Raw genomic sequence first — 18,015 nt, 5'->3', positions numbered from 1 at the left:
GAGTATCCCTTGCCCTTCATGGCGGTTATCGAAACAGCGGAAAAACTGCTTCCGCCGGGCTTGCGCGCCCGGATCGTACCGCTGATCGCAAAAATCGGCACCGCACTGACGGACAACAGCGAAACGGCGAAGGCCCAGCGGCAGGCCCTGACGGCTTTCGCTATTCGCATCGCCTCGGCCGCAATCGCTTTTCTCTCCCAAATCGCTCTCGCACGGCTGATGGGGGAGTTCGAATACGGTCTCTACGCCTTCGTCTGGGTGATCGTGATCCTGACCGGCAATCTCTCCTGCCTCGGCTTCCACACCTCGATCATCCGCTTCTACCATCAGCATCTTGCAAGCGGCGAAACCGCGATATTGCGCGGGCTGAACGTGGCATCCTGCCTTGTTGCATTTCTGACGGCAACGCTGGTCGGCACACTGGGCTTTGCCTTCCTGGCCGTGTTCGGCAACGATATCGCCTCCTATTATCTCGTTCCGATCGGCATTGCGCTTTTCATCATCCCGATGATCGCGCTCGGCGATATTCTCGACGGCATGGCAAGGGCGCGCGGCTGGACCGTTTCGGCACTGGCGCCGACCTTCATTCTGAGACCGATCCTCATCCTCGTCTTCATGGCGACTGCGGAATTCATCGACGCACCGCATGATGCGACGACTGCAATGGGAGCGGCACTCGCCGCGACCTATGTCACCACGCTTGCCCATCTCGTGCAGCTCGCCGCGCTGATCCGCAAGGAGAAAAGCGAGGCGCCGCGCCAATATCAGTTGGGCACCTGGATGAGATATTCGCTACCGCTCTTTCTCGTTGACGGGATCAGTTTTCTGCTGACCAATGCCGATGTGGTCGTGGTCGGCCTTTACCTCCCGCCCGATCAGGTCGGCATCTATTTCGCCGCAGCAAAAACGATCGTGCTGGTGCAATTCGTCTATTTCTCGGTCAAGGCTGCAGCCGCACCGCGTTTCTCAGCCATCATTGCCGCCGCAGACCATGATGCGCTTGCCGATTTCGCAGCCCGGTCGACACGCTGGACCTTCTGGCCGTCGCTCATTATCGGCCTTTGCGCCCTCGCCGCCGGCGAGATGCTTCTGTCCCTCTTCGGCCCGAACTTTACCGACGGCTATGGGCTGATGGCCATCCTTTTTGCCGGCATCCTGGCCAAGGCATCCATCGGTCCTGCAGAAGTCCTGCTTACTATGGCCGGACACCAGAAACTCTGCGTTGGAGTTTATGCTGCAACCCTGATTGCTGCAGTAATCCTGTATTCTGTGATGATCCCGCTATTCGGCTTGACTGGAGCAGCCGTTGCGGCTGCTACTGCAATCATGATCGAATCCCTGCTGCTTCATCTGACAGTCCGCCGTACGCTCGGCATCACGCTGTTTGCCTTTGCACGCAAACCTCTTGCCGGTTTGGGAGCGAATTGACCATGCAATTCCCACCACCGGGCATCGAAAATACGAAGGGGCAAGCGGCTCTGGGACAGGATAGACAGGAATTGCCCGAAGCCGATCTCAAACTGCCTGTCGGCCGGGCCGGACGCGAATTCTCGCTCTATCCCGCAACCCTTGGCTATGAGCTGCAGGAAGAGCTGGAGTTCCTGTCGCATCGGGCGATGGAACCCAACATCTTTTTCTCCGCCCGCCTTCTGGCTCCTGCCATGCCACGTGTGGAAGACAAGCAGGTGCGTTTCGCGCTGATCCGCGATGACAACGGCATGCGCTCGCGCCTGCGCCTGCTGATGCCCTTTACCGTCGAGCGGCCAGGCTTTTCGGTCGGCGCTCCGATCATCCGTACCTGGGCCAATCCCTTTGGGCCGCTTGGAACTCCACTGCTGGACACAGAGGATGCCGCCGAGACGATAGACAACCTGTTCGAAGTTCTGACCCAGCCCCAGACCAAACTGCCATCGGTTCTGGTTCTGCCGGATATTCGCCTTAACGGTCGCTTCGCTCAATTGGCGAAGGCCGTCGCGATCGCCCGCGATCTTTCAGTCGCCACGACCGACACGTTCCGGCGCCCGATGCTGGAAAGCTATCTCGACGGTGAAAGCTACCTGAAGCAATCCGTATCGGCCCATCATTATCGCGAGATGCGCCGCCAATGGCGCAACCTGGAAAAGCTTGGCACCCTGACCTACAACGTTGCCCGCCAGCCGGAAGAGGTCCGCCTGCGGATGGAGGAATTCCTCGCCCTGGAAGCGAAAGGCTGGAAGGGCAAAAAGCGGTCAGCACTGATCAACGACCGTTATCGTGCCGCCTTCGCCCGCGAAGCGATAACCAACCTCGCCGAAATCGACGCGGTGCGCATTCACACGGTCGATCTCGATGGCCGCGCGATCGCCTCGATCATCGTTTTCATCATGGCCGGTGAGGCCTATACGTGGAAAACCGCCTATAACGAGAGTTTGGGCCGCCATTCGCCCGGCAAGCTGCTGATCATGAAGCTGACGGACTGGCATCTGGAGGATGCCAACATCCTGCGCACCGACAGCTGCGCCGTGCCCGATCATCCGATCATGAGCCGCATGTGGGAACAACGCGATGAGATGGGAAGCCTCGTCATCGGCCTGACACGCAATAGCGACCGTGATGTCCGGCAGGTCGCAACCCAGCTCCATCTCTATAGAAACACCCGCAATATAGCTCGTATCCTGCGCGAAAAGATCCTGCATCTGGCCGGCCGCGATACGTGACAAGAAATCTGTCGTGGATGCAGCATACTCAAGGGGCCGGCGTGTCAGCCGACCCCTTGAGTAACCCGAGCCGCTAACGCGACGCGGTCATGCGCAACATGCGGCAGAGCTGGACGAGCGCCGGATCATAAGCGCCAGCAGAGACATCCACGCATCGCTTCAACAGCTTCTGCCTTTCGCTCGGCGACATAGCGTTGAAGGCAGCCCGCTGAGGACCGGTCAATCCGCCTCCGGCTCCACCACCACCCGTTCCCGGACCTGTACCCGGCCCTGTTCCGGGCGTGCCGCCGCCGACCCCGACTCCGACATCCACACCGACACCAGTCGTGCCTCCGATACCGAGCCCGACAGTCGCGCCGATACCGCCGGTGCCGCCGATCGATGCGGTCGTTCTGGCATTGATGCCGTTCGACGTGCTGGCGCCGACCCGCGCATTCACCCCGTCGCTGCCTCCCACAGATGCGGCAACCCCGGCATTCAGCCCACGTGAACCATTGACGTTTGCACCGGCATTGACACCACGGCTTCCTCCGACCGAGGCATTGGCGCTCGCCACGCTGGAATTTCGTCCGATGCCCGCACCGGCATTCGCACCATTGCGACCACCGACGGATGCCCCGACACCAACACCGCCGGATCTGCCGCCGACGCTGGCTCCGGCATTCACGCCGTCACGCCCTCCCACCGACGCGCCCACACCGAGCCCGCCATTGCTGCTTCTGCCAACGCTGGCGCTGACGCCCCGATCACCCCCGATGGATAATCCCTGAGCATAGACTGGCGTCAGCCCGGCCGCCGTGATGCATGTGGACATCAATGCCGAAACAAATAGTTTTTTCATGATACTCTCCTCCTTGAGGGTCTGCCTGCAGAACCCACGGATTCGAATTCCAATCGCCGGCATTAGTTTCAGATTATTCTAATATAAGGCCTGCGAATATTAACGGTTTATGACGACGCCGCTTCGCGCCTCGCGTTCTTCCGGGAAGCGGATCGTTGCGGATCATATTTGAAGAACTTGCGCCTTGCATCTTCGTGGCCGCGCATGGTAAGCGCGTTCCACATCTACTGTGCCCCGTTGGCGGAATTGGTAGACGCGCCTGACTCAAAATCAGGTTCCGAGAGGAGTGCTGGTTCGATTCCGGCACGGGGCACCAACAAATTTCAAATAACGATGCAATATCAGCTACTTAGGAATACGTAAGGTTTTCCGGTCCACCTTGCTATCCACCTTCATTTTTTCGTTGGATTGATAGTCGGGACGATTGATCGCGCCACCCTGACGTGTCGCGGCAACCTCTGACGGATCTCGTCTTCGAGAATTTTCTCACCGATTCGAAGCAGCGCGGCGGATATTTTCAACATGCGCCGCGCGAACCTCAGTCTAATGATGCTCCAAATCATGCCACCGACCGCCGTGCTTGATCACTAGCCGGACGATACGCGAGGCGGCAATGCTTCGTGCAATACGGCTTTCCTTTGCGCGCGACATCCCCGCAAAAGAGAAAATGCCGGCCGTTGGGCGCGTCATTGACCGGAAACCGGCATTCGCCGCGCTCGATGTCGACCAGAGCTCGTGGAGCTTTGACAAAAGCGGTCATACGCTCCTCCCAGACGCAACCGGCTGCCGTGAGGCATACAGAGCGCGCGCAAGCCTCCGATGGTCCTTGATGACCTGGCGGAGCATTTGCCGCGCCACCTCGGCACCGTCGCTTGAAACGAGATCAGGTTCGCTGATGTAGGTCTTCTCGTCGGACACGTCGGCTGGCAACCATCCTTCCTCCCGGTCGGGCTCGCCACACCGAGGGTTATTCCAGCCAAGCGTCGGCTCGTGCTCGTCGCCTGACCATTCGTCATCGCAACTGTCGAGTTCGAGCTCGTACTCAGCATCGTTTTCGAAGATACGCGGGGCGCTGCCGATAGATGGTTCGGCATCGGCGCCATCTTCGAGGTCGCTATCGCCATCCAGCAGATCGAGGAGCGCGATTGCCTCGTCTATCCAGCGCTCCAGTTTCCCACGACTTAATTGATAGACGGCAGGGCTGACTATCGTTTCCATGGCTTAGCCCTCCTTCAAATCATCGACGATGTTCTGCGCTTGTGTGATACGCTCCATGGCGGTCATCGCCAGCAGATCGAGCGCACAGTAGTCAGCCCCCTCACCCATCAGTTGCTCAAGCATGCGACGTACCGCATGAAGGTAACTCTGTGCAGCGCCGAGAGCGTCTTCCACCTCGATCTTCCGGCTCATGCAATCCTCCGCCCGATGAAGGTGTTCAGACGGGTTTCGATGAGCTGCATCCGCTCACCCGGGCAGGTGACTTCGAAGAGGCGCTCGCCGTCGATCTGGTCGGCGAGGAGGCGAACTTTGTATTCCGTCTTGCTGCCGTTCCAGTTTTTCTTTCCAGCCTCATACAAGCCGTCGCCCTCGTACCAGCCTGTGGTGCGGAATGCCGAGATAAGGATGCTGCAACCCTCTCCGGCGCTCGTGTGGTCACGGACGAGCCAGTCACCAATGCGCGGGTCAAGCTCTTCCGCAGCCCGCTTCAGTTCGGACAGGTGGAAGTCGAAGCGCTCCTGAGCTGTCATCGGTTGGTCGTGGGTCGCACCCACTTCTATGGCGATTGCAGCCGAAGGTATTGCCGTGATGGCAACACCCCCAAGGAACCCACGACGGGAGACGTTGAGATCCTTCATTATGCGTCCTCCCCGTACCGAGCGGCCATGAAGCCGGACTTGAGCGCTCCGATCCTGGCTTCGATGTCATTGATCGCGAAGAGGAGCTTCTCGCGCTGCATCCTGCTGATGTGGAAGACGAGCTTGTCGCCAGCATATGACTGTGGACGCTGGAACCATTCGCCTGCCAGATCTGCGGTGATCGATGCCATTATCTGCAGATCGTAGAGGGGCGTTTCGAGATCGGCCATTGCGTCGGCGATTTGCTCGTCAGTCGGCTTTGCTTTCGGCACGGCTTCGCCGGCGGCCGGAACGGGTTTGTTCGGCATGGTAGGTCTCCAGATTGTCAGGAAATGAAGGTCTGCGCCGCAGCGCGTGTTATGCGAGTTCGAGTGCTTCCAAGTTGCGGCGCCACTGCATCGAGGCACCAGCGCCACCGATGAACTTCGGCTCGCGCGGAGCCGGGATCGTCAGCGCTGCGCCGTTGTCGCGCTCGGCGCGTTCGAAAGCGGCCCTGACGGCCGGGTTAGCAAAGAGGCTGGATAGTCTGATGGCTTCGTTCATAACCATTATTCCTTTGCATATGATCATTTTCTGTTTATAAATAAACCAGAATGATTAACTATGGTCAACAGGAAATGTTTACACGTAAGCAAAAAATGTTTATGTGTTCGGTATTGCAAGAGGAAACGATGTTGAAAGCGAACCAGATCCGGGCAGCCAGAGCCCTTCTCAACTGGAGCCAGGGCGAGCTTGTCGAAAGGACTGGTCTCTCTCTAACCACGATCCGCCGCATGGAAGATGACAAGATTGGGCCCCAGCGCAGCTCGGCCGGCAACGTCTCGACCGTTACCAAAACGCTCGAGGATGCCGGCGTACTATTCATCGGAGATGGTGACGACCGTCCTGGCGGCGCGGGCGTGAGGATGGGGCTATGACCCTAACCATCATGCTCTCTGTATGGGGAGCAGCGATCTCGACAGGTCTTGCCTGGATCAAGATTTGGGAGACGTTCTGGAAGGACAGGACACGCTTAGACACCACCTACACCTTCACAGGCGAGCGAGGGGGTGAGCACGAGATCGTCATCGCGAACCTGTCATCATTGCCCGTTCAGGTATCGTCCTGGGAGTTGGCGTGGGACCCTCGCTTTCTCCGGTTCGATCGCCCAAAGATTGACGTAACTCCCGCCTGGGAGGATGTCATCCGGTTCAAGATCGATGGCCATTCCACTTACACGCTGAAGTTTGCTGAAGAAAACAAGTTCCCCTGGGGACACAATATCTCTCGGGGCCGCCAGCTGAAACTCAAGCTGAAGATCTTCGGCCGCCGCCGCTGGCAAGTGCTTCAAATAACCTAGCGGGAAGAACTCTTATCGCTACCAGTTGAGGATTCGCGATGGCGAAGAAAGCAGTCATACCGAATGGCTCATGGCCCGCCCTTCTTCGGGACGAGTATGCCGCGGCATATGTTGGCGAGTCGTCAGTCGAAGCGTTCCTCGCTCGTGTCGGCAAAGACTGGCCGATGCCTTGGAAGGAGCGCGGTACCGGCAAAGGAAAATATCGAGTTTGGCGGAAGAGCGATCTCGACCGCCTCATAGACCCTGAGTTGCTCGGCGGCGATCCGCCCGCGTTGTGATGGAGACTTGCATGACCACATTGACGTTGGTGAGCCCGCAGCCTGGCTTAGAGGCTACTTCCGATCTCAGCGCCGATGCGCTCGACTATGGCCGCGCTGCGCTGTCCGAGAACACCATGCGGGCTTACAAAGGCGATTGGCAGGAATTCGAGGGTTGGTGCGCGGCTCGGCAGCGATCGCACACCTGCCGGCCTCTCCTGCGACCGTGGCGAACTATGCCAGCGCTCTCGCCTCGATGGGAAAGAAGGTACCGACGATCGCCCGAAAGCTGGCGGCAATCCGGTTCTTTCACCGCGGCGCTGGCGAAGACAACCCGACCGACAATGCCGGCGTGGCTGCCATCCTCAAGGGCATCCGCCGCACAGTAGGCACAGCGAGCCGCCAGAAAGCGCCGGCAACCGTTGACGTCATCCATGCCTTTCTCGGCCGCATCGACGCCAGCACCCTGCAGGGGAAGCGAGACAGGGCGCTCTTGCTGCTCGGGTTCGCCGGCGCCTTCCGCCGATCGGAGCTCGTGGCTATCACTGTTGAGGAGCTGACGTTTTCCGACAAGGGGGTGGACGTGTTCCTGCGGAAGTCAAAGACCGACCAGGAGGCGAAAGGCCAGTCGGTGGCTGTGTTGAACGGCAAGGCGCTTAAACCGGCTGACAGGCTCAAGGAATGGCTCGACGCCGCCGGCATCACCGCGGGGCCGGTCTTCCGTCGCATCAACCGTGGCGACCACCTGACGGACGAACCGCTATCGGCGCAGTCGGTGGCGCTGATCGTGAAGAAGTATGCGGATGCCGCCGGCCTCGATGTCGAAAAACTGTCGGGGCATTCGCTGCGCGCCGGCTTCGTTACCTCGGCTGCAGAGAACCGAGCCTCGATCAGTCGCATCATGGAGGTCACGAGGCATCGTGATCCGCGGACGGTAGAAACATACGTGCGGCGTGCCGACCGCTTCAAAGACCATGCCGGCGATGGCTTCCTTTGAACTTCATGGGAATTAAATCAAACGAAATCAATTGGCCGGACAATGAGGCGAAATCCTGCACTGGCAGTCAGCCTCGAACAAGTCTATGTAGCTACGCGTTGTGCCCGTAGTGATACGGCCACTTAGCTCAATAGTGAGCGATAAGGAGATCGAAATGTCCGTTAGGGATGTAGCAGAATACATCTTGCGGTCTTGCGGCGAAATGACCGCGATGAAGCTCCAGAAGCTGGTTTATTACTCGCAGGCGTGGTCGCTGGTCTGGGATGAACGTCCGTTGTTCAACGATCGCATTGAGGCATGGGCAAATGGCCCAGTATGCCGCTCTCTTTATTCGATGCATCACAGACAGTTTTCGATCCCACCGCGCCAGCTTATGCAGACAGATCCTCAGCTCGACGATCGCGCTCGCACCACGATCGACGCCGTTCTAGAGTTCTATGGAAAGCAATCTGCCCAGTGGCTGAGCGACCTCACTCACTTGGAGGAGCCATGGAAGCAAGCCCGCGCTCGCGCTGGTGTAGCTGAAGGCTATGCCTCGGATGAGGAAATTACCTTGGCCGATATGCATGAATATTATTCCGGTCTGCAGGCGAGCAATACGACCAACTAATGGACCGGCGACAGGCGCGGATTGATCGGCGGCTCGAAAAGCTGGTGAAGCAGCAGGAAAAAGCTGCACGCTTGGTGGTGAAGGTCGAGGCAGAGCAGAAGCCTAGGCAGGCTTTTTCTCCCGAAGGCGGCAAGTCGCCACGATCGATTGCTGATCCCGGCAGCATCATGCAAATGCGCATGGAATACACGATCCATGATCATTCCGATCGCAAAGAAACGTGGACTTGGGGCGAGCAGCGCAACTGGTGTCACCCGGAGTACGGCCCGGAAAACGCCTGCATTATCAGAGCGACTATGATTGAAATGAGTGGTCTCTATTGGCACGAGATCATGGCGCAGATGACCGGTGGCAAGGACCGCCACAAGAAGCATCATTCCCAGCCCTTCGACAGTATTTGTCCGGAAGCTCAAGACAGGTGGATCGAGATCGGTCGCGTGGAGGACGAGTTATTCAGATTTCTGAGAGCGGCGCACCGGCGCTTGAGATCGGCGCAGCGTCGAGACTGTCAGTCAACCAGGTACGCGCCCTACAGGACGTGCACGGCTGGCAGATCGCCTCGCAGTCTTGGAGCACTGAGGACCTTGCCACCGTGCGGGCGCTAACGGAAGAACAGCGCACGGCGTTCTATGGGAAGCTGCGCGCTTGGCACGCCGCTATGGGCTTCCGTGGTGGCATGGATGGTTCCTATTATTCCGGCGTGTCTCAGAGCGAACCCGATATGCTGCCTTCGCTTCGCCAGCACTTCCGGACCATGCGGACCTATGGCGGTCCCGCGCCGACAGGGCAGCCGATCCTACATTTCGGTGAGTGCGCGCCGCTCTCGGATCCCATGCGCTATCGTTGTGTCGAATTCGGCGCGAGTCGCTTCCAAGCAGCGAACGCCTACGCCAACGACATCAAGTCGTATATCGATCAGGCTGCGAACAATAAGGGCGCGGCGATCTTCGTCACCCACAACAACTTCGAAAGCAGCAACACACAGAACCTGCAAAACCTCCGCGACATGTGCGCCGATGTCTATGCTCGCAGCGATGTCGAGTGGATCACGCTCGATGACTATATCCGCAGCTACTCGTAACCCACCGCCCTGACATCGGGCGATGCTCAGGGCCGCACCCGAGGCGTAGATAACGACCTCATTGACAACCTATGTGACTGCATCCAATGCTGAGCGGCCACATACAGTTTTGGGGGATCCAAATGTTACGGAAGATTTTGCGTTTCCTCTTCCCAGTTTCGCGGGAATGGCATTGGTACGGAAGCCGTATGCGAAAGCAGACTGACAACGGCAAAGTCATCTATCGAGACCCAACTAGGCAAGAGATTGATGACCGAACAGCGTTCGAAGATCGTAAGGCCTATTAAGCCACCGCCTCGGCATCTGGAGCGTTGAGGGCCGCCTTTATGCCACGGCCCTCAACTTTGGGCGACCAGGGTGTTTTGGCTGCATCGACTAGGCGCTATTACGCTAGGAACTTCGATTGGTTTGATTTCAACCGCAGGATTACCGCCAATTCGCAACCCGCCCCCAAATGAAGTTGTGACCACTGAGCCTTTGTCGACCGAGCAGGCTGGTCCTATTTTTACTCCAGGGTAAATGACTGTATCCGCATAGATCCATGTCCCATGACAAACCTCGATCGACCTGCTCATAGGTGTGCCAGGCCCGCGCGAATTGCTAACCGTTACGAGTTCAGATGTTAAGAAAACAACATTGTCAGCTACGAAGCAGAGCTTGCCTAGTGTAATGCTTCCATCGCCTTCGAAGACACACCCGCCGCCAATGTAGGTGTTCCGACCCACTGAGAGGGTTTCAGGATGCATGAAGGTGCTTCCTGATATTATCGTCACCTTCTCAGCAATCTCTGCACCTGCCGCCTTTAAAGCACGAGCTCGTAGGAAGCTCGGGAGCAGAGCACATGATGCAGCGGACCGAAAAACCGCGCGCTTTAGCTTTATCGTAAAACCGATGATATTCACGGGCCGATCTTGTTCCATGATGCTTCGGTTTCTTCTTCGTGTGTGCAATTGCGATACTCGAACTTTCCATTACGCCAACGACGCATTCTGAACGTAGTTGAAGAGTTCGGGCGATCGTCAGCCACTGGTTGCCAGTTGGCTTCGAACACCCGTCGATATAGCCTCACAACAGCTTGAAATGCGTCGATCGGCGAGGGAACACTCATAGGCTTCTTCCTCAATAACATCTTAGTTGAGTGGTTTTAGTTTTCTTGCTGGGCTGCCGACGTACAGTGAGTTGGCGTCACATGATTTCGTCACGACGGATCCAGCACCGATGATGCAACCTGGACCAATGCGAACGCCCGGGAATATGATGACGCCAGCCCCGATCCAGCTTCCGTCACCTACCTCAATCGCTCCATGAATGGGTGGGCCGGCTCGGCACGATGATCCGCCAATTTCATGTGTTGTTGTCAAGAACATCACTCCGGTAGCTACATTGCAGTTTTTCCCGAGCCGGATGTTCTCTTCCCCTTCGAAAGTGCAACGGTAGCTTATGAAGGTTCCTGTATCCACCGTCAATTTCTCTGGGCGCCTGAAGATGTTGCCGGAAAGAATTACGACGTCTTTTGAGAGTCTCGCACCAGCGGCCCGAAGGATTCTCAGTCTGATCGAGGCGGGTAGCAAAGCAGAAGCGGAAGCTAGGTTAGAAATTGCGCGCTTGAACTTCATCGACACCTCTAAAAATGATTGCTCTTGTTCACGGGCAGAATTCCGATATCAGTCGCGCCGAGCTCATTCAGGCGTTTCAGCTGTCGATTACGCATGGCTTCGCGGCGACTAACTGAATACTTTCGAGGTTTGCTAGAACTTAGTGCGAGACCAAGAATTAAAGCGGTTAAGGTCGCTCCGCCATACATTGCCGTCGGCGAGATTGCGCCGTAAGCCGTTAGAAGGCACCCGGATAAGAACAAAGGCCATCCATACCGCTCCTCAAGAAACTGCAATGGTCTGGAGCAGACAAGCAGGAGATAGAAGAGCAAAAACAGGCCGAACAGGCCTAAATCGAACCAAGTCCCGAGAGCTCCGAGATCGCTGGGAAAGATGTCTTGCTGTCCTAGAAATTGTCGAACGTATATTAGGTCTGGCGGGACGCCGAAACCGAAGAGGGGTTCCTGTCTTAGCACGTAACGTACCACATCAAATTCATAGGCGCGGTAGGCTCCAGAGAGATCCGTTGCAAATGCGGCGAACGGATTGAAAGTAAAATCCACGAAACCATAGAAGATATAGGCTGTTACTGCGACGAACGCCGCTCTAACGCACAACGATATAACCCAGGCCCTGCACCTAAAAATGAAAGGTATTGTGAGACAAAGCAGAATGAGCAGATATACGCGCGAGAGGGACAAAACCGAGGCCAAGGCGGCGACCGCATAAAAAAACAGGCTACTGTATGTTACACGCCTCCGTAGCTCGTACAGCCAGTAGAAATAGGCGATTGCTGCGACCGTGGCATATAGGAATACTCGTGCCCCGCGGGCATCTTGGTCACTAACGATGGCCGACAATATGCTGTACGGAAGAATTCCAGTCAGTTGGGCTAAGGACATGAGGACGTAGGCGCAACAATAGGCCGTTGAATAAAATACGACTTCACGAAGCATGTAGCGCCTCAAGCCGACTGTCACCCATGCGTAGAATGGAATAAAGGCCATCAGCCATAGAAACTGAAAGAATACATTCGCATGAAATGTTATCGCAGCTCGGTCCGCGAATACTCCGATCTGGTAGAAAATAAGCGCAGCATATAAAGCACCAAGTGCGACGGGTAGAACTTTGCCGCGCGCCAGAAGATAGACCATGTAAAAAACGACAATTGCTGCCGCTGTTCCCAAAAGAGCAGGCTGGGCGAAGCCCCCGATCACTCGGTTTAGCCTTGATGAATAGAGGATATCACAGATGATGAGCGCGTGGATCAGGAGGCGATGTAGCGCATACTCGAGCGCAACCATCGGCTCTTTAGACCGTCTTTGAAGGGCGTTTCGCATTCAGGGAGTCATTCTCAATGCGATCAGATCTTGTTTTTCATCCTCGGTAGCGCGTCGGAATTGTTTAATGCCATTTATGGTCCTGTGGGCCACGAAGCCTTCCGCCCAATCCCCGTCTATCAATTCGACAGGTGAACGGACAAAATCGGCCTTCCATTCCTCTAAAGGACCCTCTGACCACCGGCTCAACTTGTCGCGAAGGCGGTGTGTCACGATTACCATCAGTTTGGACCAAGCTGGCATGCGTTAAGTTTCCGGTTATCCGAGGTTGCCTATGACGCTAATGTCTGTATCTGCAGAATTCTGTTCTGAAGTTCAATGATTTCAGAATCCAGCCGCGGTGCACTAATCTCGAGGGCATTCAAGAGTTTAGAAAACCGCCATCGCCAATCTAGCTGACGAAGGGCGCCCATGTGGTTTCGGGCTGGCGTGGCTGGCGTCCAAGATTTCAATGCGGCCTCGATCTGAATTAGCCCGTCGAGGCGGTTGAGATTTCGAAGCTTTAGCAACGCTTCAGGCCAGTCGAGCAAGGCAGTATCCCCTTCAGGAGGAACTCCAACTACGGTCGCCCCACACGCAAGCGCATCGGTCCATCGCCCAGTCATGTAAGCTTTCGTGGGATGTGTATAGGGTGCCGGCGCGGCGATATTCGAGTTTGCAAGAACGAACTTGGTTCGGCTGTAATGAGAGCGCATCAGTTCGGGAAAATCTTCCACTGCTGACAACATCGGTGGGCGACCGCGGAATGCTATGCCGCTTTTTGCGCATGCTTGAGCCGTGACATAGTCATCCTCCCAATCGGTCGGCTGCCGTCCGATCCGGAGAAGGTCGATTTCTCTTACAGCATTCGCCGTTCCCAGATTCAGCGCATCGCTTCCCCACTCCAGTCGAAGCGCTCGATCACCGAAGAGTTTTCGGTAGAATTCGTCGTCGTAGGACTGCATGTACGCGACAATATCAAAATGTCTGTCGATCAGCGTTTTCTCGCGTAATGAGGCGTCGGTCCAAAAGCTGTCGATGATCCAGATTGCGGTTCGAGAGAAACCTCCGAGTTCCTTCGCTACAGGCACAAACTTCCGAGCGCCAAAGGCTGTCGCGGTGATGAATAATGCAACTTTATCGTCCGTAGTACGCGCTCTTGAAGTATGCCGATAAAACAATGAGTGCAGTCGGTTGCTCTTTCGGAGTGAGACATCCTCGACCTCGCTCGAAGTTAGCTTGGCTAGTAGCTCCTGCATGTGAGATATCGGGGACCATCCCGTATGGAAGGGAATATCGCTTACAATAGTCAAACTCATCCGGAACGGACCTCGAATTTGCGATAAGAACCTCGGTAGAACTATCGCGATAAGAAGAAATCTGTAATACGCTGTGCATCGATAGAAAAAATACACAACATTGTAACGGAAACATCAATCCGATCGAGGTTTCAACTGCTACCTAAAAACAGGATTAATTCCAGAGGGTGGACATGAGGGTGCAGTTCTATTTGATCGCGACCCTGACTGGATTGATAGCTTGGGTGGCGATGTTTAACGGCACCCGTGACTTATATCGTTACGGCCAGTATGTCGGCGTGATGCCAAATCTACACATTAAAAGCCGCTTGAGTGGCGATGCGGTTCCCCCGTAGAATCAAACATAGGAAAAGTACTTCAGTCACTGCGGTGTCTCGTGGCTGATGGCGCCGGTGGCTTCGATATTTCGTTTGGCCTTTCGGTGGCGGAGGTTCAAGAAGGGCGTCTCAATAAAACGATAGCTCAATTCTGCCGCTATAAGTGATAGCAAGAATGTTGGGAGGATCCAGACTGTACGGCGAATTTCTGATCCCCACATCGCCGCCACAATCGGGTAATGCCACAGGTAGAAGCTATAAGATCGCTTTCCGAAGTAGACGGCTAGTGGACTGCTGAGTAGCCGTTGAATGATGTTATCGCCCAACGCGACTAGCAGCAGGCAAGCGGAGATGGCAGTAAAAAACGGGAGAAACATCCAGATGTCGTTGCTCTTGTCATCGGCGGCCCTGAGCACGATGAGAAGTCCGATAATCGGTATGAGCCAAAATCGGCTGGCAAGCCGCACCGCTTTATCAATTGGCACGCAAGCGAACAGCGCGCCGATCAATATGGCGTCTGCTCTGGTGTCTAAGCCATTAAGAATTCGGGCCGGCGTGGCCCCAGAGATCCCCAGATAAGATTTCCAGGCGATGATGAGAGCCATGGTTGCCACGAGTATTGGCGCGAGCGTTTTTCTACTGCCCTTGCGTACTAAGACGAGCACGACCAGTGACCAGATCGCATAAAATTGCTCCTCAACAGACAAGGACCAAGAGTGGGCCAAGTAGTTGCCATCGTAGTCAGTGAAGGCGCGTAGCCAGTTCATAAAGCTGAAAACTGCAGCCGCGAAATTGAGAGAAGCGGATTGTCCGTGGTCTCCCATCGCACCGTTGGCAAAAAGATATACGAATGTGAAAAAGAAAAGGGCTGCGGGCAATATCCGAAGTGAGCGTTTCATGTAGAAGTCGCGTATCGATATCGTGCCGGTTCTATCCGCCTCTCGTAACAATATAGACGTTATTAGGAAGCCGCTTATGGCGAAAAAGATATCAACGCCTATAATCCCGCCTGGGACCTTGTCATGGTACGCATGGGTAGCAAAAACGAGAAAAGCAGATACTGCTCGAAGCCCGTCTATCGCAGGAATATACGAAAAATTCGTTTGAGTATGAACATGAGTATATTTGACCACAGCAACCCCATCCGCACCAATTCGGTCGAAAATGAAGCATCAAGACTGATTGATCAATCGTTATATTTACGTTTCGTTGTTAATATTAATTCGGCTGTATTCCATAGGGCGATGTCGAGTTGACGTTATTTGCGAGGCAGCAATCCGTTCGCCTCGCGCATTCTATCATACCAGTCCTCCACCGCCTTCGCGGCCTGCCAGTGTTCTTTCTCCCATCCCCGATGGGGCATGATGATACGCGTTTTGAAGCCGTCTCTCCCATGAGCGCCGCCTGACCACATGAACTCGTTCTTGTGCGTGTGCGTCGTCAGGTCGCGCATGATCCGGCCGATGTAGATATCGCCGTCATAACCGGACCAATCCTCATGGCCTTCACCCGGCCATGTCACCCGCCACTCGTATTGTTTTTCCCAGTCATGACCCATGGCTGATCGAAATCCTGCGCCGTGGTTTCTGTCAACTATGGAAAACTCTATGTCGAAACCTTTCACAGGAGGCGGCCAATGATCTTGTTGCGCCGTGTCGCCGGTGGCGTCGCCAACCACTTCAGGATCCGAGCGTCGGAATGGATCATGCTCTGGCCGACCTTCGGTCTCTACCTTGTCTTGATGAACGACCCCACGATGTTCCAGACGTCGCCATCTTTCACTGTCCTTGCTGATTGGGCTGATGAAACGACCTGGGCATTATTCGTTATTGCCAGTGGCCTCGCTCGGCTCGCGGCGCTGACGATCAACGGAACCTTCCGAGGTTTCGTCTTCTCGCCTCACATCCGCGCGGGTGCCTCGCTGATCGGGGTAGGGATATGGTCTCAAGTGTCGCTTGGGTTCTTCATGGCTTGGCTTACTTCGGGCGGCGCAGCGTCAGGGGTGATCGCCTGGTCCACAATGGTTCTGCTGGAAATCATCAATACGCATCGGTCATGGGCTGATGTTGGTTCGCAGGGAATGGAAAAGCGGTAATGGATTGGACCGGGCTGGACTATGAGAAAATCGCAAATGCTCTTGTGATACTGGTGACCGGCTTGGCTGTCGGGCTCGGTTTCCGGCGAGGCAGAAGGGACGGGGGTGGGACGGCTCCGACCCTGGAGGTGGCGGCGGCCCTTGTGGACAGCTCCTCAGTCCGTAATCTCGAAAATGCCGTGAAGGACGTCAGGGTAGCGATTGAAGAGGGAACAGAGGAAAACCTCAATTACCGCAAGTCCCTCGAGCGTGCGGTCAAGGACATGACCGAATCTATCGACGAGCTGACGAAGGGGTTGGCGTCGCTCGAGAAAGAGATGATCCGCGAAAAGCATTGAGCGCGAGGCCCCTAACCGGGCCTCGCGCTTTTTTTCGTTGGGAAGGCGGCGGGGAGCTTGAGCACCAATCTGGCAACCAAATTGACTCTGCAGCACGAACCAAGAACGCAGCCGGATTTGTTCGGGACTTTTTCGGAACTTTATGCGCCGGAACTGGTGATTTGAGCGCTTTTTGTTCCGTATTTGCCAATACGGGCAAACTTAAGAAATGCCATAATATCAAATGATATCAAGGGGATAATTGGTCGGAATGGCGGGATTCGAACCCACGACCCCTTGACCCCCGGTCGAGTGTACTACGGCGAGCCTTCAGTTTTCCCTCGAACTGAACTGCCCCTAAAATTTGTGGGTGGACTGGCCTTGTTGAAGAGATTTGAACTCTTGGTCTCTCCCTTACCAAGGAGAGAGCGAGCTGGACAACCGAACAGGTAGATATGTTAACCCGCCGCCCTCTGGTATCTGCGCTGCTCCGCCTGCGTTGCGAAGACTTGCCCCGGTCTCTTCAACCCGCGGTCGAAGATCATCACCTCGGTGCCTTTCGCATAGTTTCGGGCGCTGTAGTTGATGCTAAACTGTTCCTGCTCGAAATCCGTGTATAGGCGACGGATCTGCTCGGCATTGTCATACGAGACGATCCATCGGTGATGTTTCATCTCGGAAATGACTGAAGCTAGCTGGGCGTGATCCTGGTGAACGTAATGATTTTGATACAAGAAGGCACCCTTAACATAATAGGGCGGATCAATGTAGACGAGACATTTCTCAGGGATAGTATTCAGGTGAGCCGACAGGAAATCTGAAGCGTCAAGTCGTGTGAGCGATATTCGCGACCTATACAGGCCAATACGCTTAGTCCGCTCTGCCAGGTCCTGACGGTTGAAACGGCAGTCGATCTTGTAGTTTCCGCTTTGATCAAGTCCACCGATCATTCCACCATTCAAAATACCGGAACGATTGGTCCGGTTTAGAAAAAATGCTGCGAACCCGACTTCGAATGGTGAATGGCTCTCGGGATAGCGCTTGATCTCTCTAGCCTGTAGCCACGTCTCAACGTCGATCTTTGTGCTCAAGATGCGATCCACGAACGCGTCGGTCTCGTAGATAACCGAATGCCAGAAGGAGTGTACGTTCAGGTCGATATCATTAATATGGATATGCTTGACCCGCTCGGAGAAAAGTAGATCTAACGCAACCGCTGCGCCCCCCGCAAAGGGCTCGGCGTAATGTCCGCCCTCCAACGAGTTTAGGCGGAGGATGTCCGTGAGGTAGGGTGCGAGCTTGCCCTTGCCGCCTGGATATCTAAGAGGTGAATAATTGGTCATAGGCGCCTCCGCATATCCTCGGCTAACATAAAC

General features: G+C 55.6%; 24 protein-coding genes and 1 tRNA gene. 12 read left to right on the top strand and 13 right to left on the bottom strand.

The annotated features are described in order from the left end of the window. Positions 1–18 precede the first annotated feature (18 nt). On the top strand, positions 19–1,428 hold the full coding sequence (locus tag ACI3K0_RS18880; RefSeq protein WP_206828175.1) for a lipopolysaccharide biosynthesis protein: 1,410 nt from the start codon (positions 19–21) through the stop codon (positions 1,426–1,428). 2 nt (positions 1,429–1,430) lie between these two features. After that, on the top strand, positions 1,431–2,696 hold the full coding sequence (locus ACI3K0_RS18875; protein WP_404945953.1) for a GNAT family N-acetyltransferase: 1,266 nt from the start codon (positions 1,431–1,433) through the stop codon (positions 2,694–2,696). 73 nt (positions 2,697–2,769) lie between these two features. Here the strand turns inward: ACI3K0_RS18875 and ACI3K0_RS18870 are convergent, their stop codons facing one another. Next, entirely contained in the window at positions 2,770–3,537 is a 768-nt protein-coding gene (locus ACI3K0_RS18870) for a hypothetical protein (RefSeq protein ID WP_404945952.1), read from the bottom strand. 231 nt (positions 3,538–3,768) lie between these two features. Here ACI3K0_RS18870 and ACI3K0_RS18865 point away from each other — a divergent pair. Then, a tRNA-Leu gene (locus tag ACI3K0_RS18865) sits at positions 3,769–3,853 on the top strand. Between the two features lie 243 nt (positions 3,854–4,096). On the opposite strand, the gene ACI3K0_RS18860 is transcribed toward ACI3K0_RS18865, so the two are convergent. The 6 genes from ACI3K0_RS18860 to ACI3K0_RS18835 are packed head-to-tail and all read right to left on the bottom strand — an operon-like array spanning position 4,097 to position 5,936. Beyond that, a complete protein-coding gene (locus tag ACI3K0_RS18860; RefSeq protein ID WP_404945951.1) occupies positions 4,097–4,297 on the bottom strand; it encodes a GcrA family cell cycle regulator in 201 nt (66 codons plus the stop codon). Beyond that, entirely contained in the window at positions 4,294–4,755 is a 462-nt protein-coding gene (locus ACI3K0_RS18855; protein WP_404945950.1) for a hypothetical protein, read from the bottom strand. Before ACI3K0_RS18855 ends, ACI3K0_RS18860 begins: the two co-directional genes overlap by 4 nt. Positions 4,756–4,758: 3 nt before the next feature. Continuing rightward, positions 4,759–4,947 (bottom strand): hypothetical protein, encoded by a 189-nt coding sequence (locus ACI3K0_RS18850; protein WP_404945949.1) that lies wholly within the window; start codon positions 4,945–4,947, stop codon positions 4,759–4,761. Continuing rightward, positions 4,944–5,393, bottom strand: coding sequence for a hypothetical protein (locus tag ACI3K0_RS18845; protein WP_404945948.1), 450 nt, complete (start codon positions 5,391–5,393; stop codon positions 4,944–4,946). The genes ACI3K0_RS18850 and ACI3K0_RS18845 overlap by 4 nt, the downstream gene beginning before the upstream one ends. Next, positions 5,393–5,701, bottom strand: a complete 309-nt coding sequence (locus tag ACI3K0_RS18840; RefSeq protein WP_404945947.1) for a hypothetical protein — start codon at positions 5,699–5,701, stop codon at positions 5,393–5,395. Before ACI3K0_RS18840 ends, ACI3K0_RS18845 begins: the two co-directional genes overlap by 1 nt. A 49-nt stretch (positions 5,702–5,750) precedes the next feature. After that, on the bottom strand, positions 5,751–5,936 hold the full coding sequence (locus ACI3K0_RS18835; RefSeq protein WP_404945946.1) for a hypothetical protein: 186 nt from the start codon (positions 5,934–5,936) through the stop codon (positions 5,751–5,753). 128 nt (positions 5,937–6,064) lie between these two features. On the opposite strand from ACI3K0_RS18835, the gene ACI3K0_RS18830 reads away from it, so the two are divergent. The 7 genes from ACI3K0_RS18830 (at position 6,065) to ACI3K0_RS18800 (ending at position 9,677) form a co-directional block, all read left to right on the top strand. Further along, positions 6,065–6,310, top strand: a complete 246-nt coding sequence (locus tag ACI3K0_RS18830) for a multiprotein-bridging factor 1 family protein (RefSeq protein ID WP_404945945.1) — start codon at positions 6,065–6,067, stop codon at positions 6,308–6,310. After that, a complete protein-coding gene (locus tag ACI3K0_RS18825) occupies positions 6,307–6,732 on the top strand; it encodes a hypothetical protein (RefSeq protein WP_404945944.1) in 426 nt (141 codons plus the stop codon). Before ACI3K0_RS18830 ends, ACI3K0_RS18825 begins: the two co-directional genes overlap by 4 nt. Before the next feature lie 38 nt (positions 6,733–6,770). Beyond that, positions 6,771–7,010 (top strand): hypothetical protein, encoded by a 240-nt coding sequence (locus tag ACI3K0_RS18820; RefSeq protein ID WP_404945943.1) that lies wholly within the window; start codon positions 6,771–6,773, stop codon positions 7,008–7,010. Between the two features lie 157 nt (positions 7,011–7,167). Next, complete coding sequence (locus tag ACI3K0_RS18815) at positions 7,168–7,986, top strand: site-specific integrase (protein ID WP_404945942.1); 819 nt, start codon at positions 7,168–7,170, stop codon at positions 7,984–7,986. Positions 7,987–8,140: 154 nt separating this feature from the next. Continuing rightward, complete coding sequence (locus ACI3K0_RS18810; RefSeq protein WP_404945941.1) at positions 8,141–8,596, top strand: Panacea domain-containing protein; 456 nt, start codon at positions 8,141–8,143, stop codon at positions 8,594–8,596. Continuing rightward, a complete protein-coding gene (locus ACI3K0_RS18805) occupies positions 8,596–9,201 on the top strand; it encodes a hypothetical protein (protein WP_404945940.1) in 606 nt (201 codons plus the stop codon). The genes ACI3K0_RS18810 and ACI3K0_RS18805 overlap by 1 nt, the downstream gene beginning before the upstream one ends. Beyond that, a complete protein-coding gene (locus ACI3K0_RS18800) occupies positions 9,189–9,677 on the top strand; it encodes a hypothetical protein (RefSeq protein ID WP_404945939.1) in 489 nt (162 codons plus the stop codon). The genes ACI3K0_RS18805 and ACI3K0_RS18800 overlap by 13 nt, the downstream gene beginning before the upstream one ends. A gap of 1,130 nt (positions 9,678–10,807) precedes the next feature. Here the strand turns inward: ACI3K0_RS18800 and ACI3K0_RS18795 are convergent. From ACI3K0_RS18795 to ACI3K0_RS18775, 5 genes are all read right to left on the bottom strand, one after another. Then, positions 10,808–11,044: an acyltransferase gene (locus tag ACI3K0_RS18795; RefSeq protein ID WP_404945970.1), complete on the bottom strand. Its 237-nt coding sequence runs from the start codon at positions 11,042–11,044 to the stop codon at positions 10,808–10,810. A gap of 257 nt (positions 11,045–11,301) precedes the next feature. Continuing rightward, complete coding sequence (locus ACI3K0_RS18790; protein ID WP_404945938.1) at positions 11,302–12,612, bottom strand: hypothetical protein; 1,311 nt, start codon at positions 12,610–12,612, stop codon at positions 11,302–11,304. Positions 12,613–12,884: 272 nt separating this feature from the next. Further along, positions 12,885–13,850 (bottom strand): hypothetical protein, encoded by a 966-nt coding sequence (locus tag ACI3K0_RS18785; RefSeq protein ID WP_404945937.1) that lies wholly within the window; start codon positions 13,848–13,850, stop codon positions 12,885–12,887. 421 nt (positions 13,851–14,271) lie between these two features. Then, positions 14,272–15,360, bottom strand: coding sequence for an acyltransferase family protein (locus ACI3K0_RS18780; RefSeq protein ID WP_404945936.1), 1,089 nt, complete (start codon positions 15,358–15,360; stop codon positions 14,272–14,274). Positions 15,361–15,485: 125 nt separating this feature from the next. Continuing rightward, the gene (locus tag ACI3K0_RS18775; protein WP_404945935.1) at positions 15,486–15,785 is read right to left on the bottom strand and encodes a hypothetical protein; all 300 of its coding nucleotides are present in this window, start codon (positions 15,783–15,785) and stop codon (positions 15,486–15,488) included. A gap of 78 nt (positions 15,786–15,863) precedes the next feature. On the opposite strand from ACI3K0_RS18775, the gene ACI3K0_RS18770 reads away from it, so the two are divergent. Then, a complete protein-coding gene (locus ACI3K0_RS18770) occupies positions 15,864–16,322 on the top strand; it encodes a hypothetical protein (protein WP_404945934.1) in 459 nt (152 codons plus the stop codon). Next, on the top strand, positions 16,322–16,660 hold the full coding sequence (locus ACI3K0_RS18765) for a hypothetical protein (RefSeq protein WP_404945933.1): 339 nt from the start codon (positions 16,322–16,324) through the stop codon (positions 16,658–16,660). Before ACI3K0_RS18770 ends, ACI3K0_RS18765 begins: the two co-directional genes overlap by 1 nt. Before the next feature lie 437 nt (positions 16,661–17,097). Here the strand turns inward: ACI3K0_RS18765 and ACI3K0_RS18760 are convergent, their stop codons facing one another. Beyond that, on the bottom strand, positions 17,098–17,982 hold the full coding sequence (locus ACI3K0_RS18760; protein ID WP_404945932.1) for a DNA adenine methylase: 885 nt from the start codon (positions 17,980–17,982) through the stop codon (positions 17,098–17,100). Positions 17,983–18,015 lie beyond the last annotated feature (33 nt).

The organism is Rhizobium sp. ZW T2_16, assembly GCF_044987325.1.
Classification (GTDB): domain Bacteria; phylum Pseudomonadota; class Alphaproteobacteria; order Rhizobiales; family Rhizobiaceae; genus Neorhizobium; species Neorhizobium cellulosilyticum.
This window is presented reverse-complemented; position numbering and strand designations above follow the sequence as displayed.

What these genes read in the sequence shown, in the direction of transcription:
- ACI3K0_RS18880 (WP_206828175.1), top strand. Translation starts at nt 19, where the DNA reads ATGGCGGTTATCGAAACAGCGGAAAAACTGCTTCCGCCGGGCTTGCGC.
- ACI3K0_RS18770 (WP_404945934.1), top strand. Translation starts at nt 15,864, where the DNA reads ATGATCTTGTTGCGCCGTGTCGCCGGTGGCGTCGCCAACCACTTCAGG.
- ACI3K0_RS18765 (WP_404945933.1), top strand. Translation starts at nt 16,322, where the DNA reads ATGGATTGGACCGGGCTGGACTATGAGAAAATCGCAAATGCTCTTGTG.
- ACI3K0_RS18820 (WP_404945943.1), top strand. Translation starts at nt 6,771, where the DNA reads ATGGCGAAGAAAGCAGTCATACCGAATGGCTCATGGCCCGCCCTTCTT.
- ACI3K0_RS18845 (WP_404945948.1), bottom strand. Translation starts at nt 5,393, where the DNA reads ATGAAGGATCTCAACGTCTCCCGTCGTGGGTTCCTTGGGGGTGTTGCC.
- ACI3K0_RS18875 (WP_404945953.1), top strand. Translation starts at nt 1,431, where the DNA reads ATGCAATTCCCACCACCGGGCATCGAAAATACGAAGGGGCAAGCGGCT.
- ACI3K0_RS18870 (WP_404945952.1), bottom strand. Translation starts at nt 3,537, where the DNA reads ATGAAAAAACTATTTGTTTCGGCATTGATGTCCACATGCATCACGGCG.
- ACI3K0_RS18795 (WP_404945970.1), bottom strand. Translation starts at nt 11,044, where the DNA reads ATGTTCTTGACAACAACACATGAAATTGGCGGATCATCGTGCCGAGCC.
- ACI3K0_RS18860 (WP_404945951.1), bottom strand. Translation starts at nt 4,297, where the DNA reads ATGACCGCTTTTGTCAAAGCTCCACGAGCTCTGGTCGACATCGAGCGC.
- ACI3K0_RS18840 (WP_404945947.1), bottom strand. Translation starts at nt 5,701, where the DNA reads ATGCCGAACAAACCCGTTCCGGCCGCCGGCGAAGCCGTGCCGAAAGCA.
- ACI3K0_RS18830 (WP_404945945.1), top strand. Translation starts at nt 6,065, where the DNA reads ATGTTGAAAGCGAACCAGATCCGGGCAGCCAGAGCCCTTCTCAACTGG.
- ACI3K0_RS18785 (WP_404945937.1), bottom strand. Translation starts at nt 13,850, where the DNA reads ATGCAGGAGCTACTAGCCAAGCTAACTTCGAGCGAGGTCGAGGATGTC.
- ACI3K0_RS18855 (WP_404945950.1), bottom strand. Translation starts at nt 4,755, where the DNA reads ATGGAAACGATAGTCAGCCCTGCCGTCTATCAATTAAGTCGTGGGAAA.
- ACI3K0_RS18775 (WP_404945935.1), bottom strand. Translation starts at nt 15,785, where the DNA reads ATGGGTCATGACTGGGAAAAACAATACGAGTGGCGGGTGACATGGCCG.
- ACI3K0_RS18825 (WP_404945944.1), top strand. Translation starts at nt 6,307, where the DNA reads ATGACCCTAACCATCATGCTCTCTGTATGGGGAGCAGCGATCTCGACA.
- ACI3K0_RS18805 (WP_404945940.1), top strand. Translation starts at nt 8,596, where the DNA reads ATGGACCGGCGACAGGCGCGGATTGATCGGCGGCTCGAAAAGCTGGTG.
- ACI3K0_RS18850 (WP_404945949.1), bottom strand. Translation starts at nt 4,947, where the DNA reads ATGAGCCGGAAGATCGAGGTGGAAGACGCTCTCGGCGCTGCACAGAGT.
- ACI3K0_RS18810 (WP_404945941.1), top strand. Translation starts at nt 8,141, where the DNA reads ATGTCCGTTAGGGATGTAGCAGAATACATCTTGCGGTCTTGCGGCGAA.
- ACI3K0_RS18790 (WP_404945938.1), bottom strand. Translation starts at nt 12,612, where the DNA reads ATGCGAAACGCCCTTCAAAGACGGTCTAAAGAGCCGATGGTTGCGCTC.
- ACI3K0_RS18835 (WP_404945946.1), bottom strand. Translation starts at nt 5,936, where the DNA reads ATGAACGAAGCCATCAGACTATCCAGCCTCTTTGCTAACCCGGCCGTC.
- ACI3K0_RS18760 (WP_404945932.1), bottom strand. Translation starts at nt 17,982, where the DNA reads ATGACCAATTATTCACCTCTTAGATATCCAGGCGGCAAGGGCAAGCTC.